1 rRNA gene is annotated in these 1,358 nt (G+C 52.9%); it reads right to left on the reverse strand.

Annotated elements, in window-relative coordinates:
- A 23S ribosomal RNA gene (locus ACJHXB_RS24690) occupies positions 1-1,358 on the reverse strand; the annotation flags it as partial.

The following is a 1,358-nucleotide window of genomic DNA, read 5'->3' on the forward strand; positions in this document are numbered from 1 at the left end:
TATCAGCGTGCCTTCTCCCGAAGTTACGGCACCATTTTGCCTAGTTCCTTCACCCGAGTTCTCTCAAGCGCCTTGGTATTCTCTACCTGACCACCTGTGTCGGTTTGGGGTACGATTTGATGTTACCTGATGCTTAGAGGCTTTTCCTGGAAGCAGGGCATTTGTTGCTTCAGCACCGTAGTGCCTCGTCATCACGCCTCAGCCTTGATTTTCCGGATTTGCCTGGAAAACCAGCCTACACGCTTAAACCGGGACAACCGTCGCCCGGCCAACATAGCCTTCTCCGTCCCCCCTTCGCAGTAACACCAAGTACAGGAATATTAACCTGTTTCCCATCGACTACGCCTTTCGGCCTCGCCTTAGGGGTCGACTCACCCTGCCCCGATTAACGTTGGACAGGAACCCTTGGTCTTCCGGCGAGCGGGCTTTTCACCCGCTTTATCGTTACTTATGTCAGCATTCGCACTTCTGATACCTCCAGCATACCTCACAGCACACCTTCACAGGCTTACAGAACGCTCCCCTACCCAACAACACATAGTGTCGCTGCCGCAGCTTCGGTGCATGGTTTAGCCCCGTTACATCTTCCGCGCAGGCCGACTCGACCAGTGAGCTATTACGCTTTCTTTAAATGATGGCTGCTTCTAAGCCAACATCCTGGCTGTCTGGGCCTTCCCACATCGTTTCCCACTTAACCATGACTTTGGGACCTTAGCTGGCGGTCTGGGTTGTTTCCCTCTTCACGACGGACGTTAGCACCCGCCGTGTGTCTCCCGTGATAACATTCTCCGGTATTCGCAGTTTGCATCGGGTTGGTAAGTCGGGATGACCCCCTTGCCGAAACAGTGCTCTACCCCCGGAGATGAATTCACGAGGCGCTACCTAAATAGCTTTCGGGGAGAACCAGCTATCTCCCGGTTTGATTGGCCTTTCACCCCCAGCCACAAGTCATCCGCTAATTTTTCAACATTAGTCGGTTCGGTCCTCCAGTTAGTGTTACCCAACCTTCAACCTGCCCATGGCTAGATCACCGGGTTTCGGGTCTATACCCTGCAACTTAACGCCCAGTTAAGACTCGGTTTCCCTTCGGCTCCCCTATTCGGTTAACCTTGCTACAGAATATAAGTCGCTGACCCATTATACAAAAGGTACGCAGTCACCCCATAAAGAGGCTCCCACTGCTTGTACGTACACGGTTTCAGGTTCTTTTTCACTCCCCTCGCCGGGGTTCTTTTCGCCTTTCCCTCACGGTACTGGTTCACTATCGGTCAGTCAGGAGTATTTAGCCTTGGAGGATGGTCCCCCCATATTCAGACAGGATACCACGTGTCCCGCCCTACTCATCGAGCTCACAGTAT

This window comes from Escherichia sp. WS3227_2, from assembly GCF_046486495.1.
GTDB classification, from domain to species: domain Bacteria; phylum Pseudomonadota; class Gammaproteobacteria; order Enterobacterales; family Enterobacteriaceae; genus Escherichia; species Escherichia coli.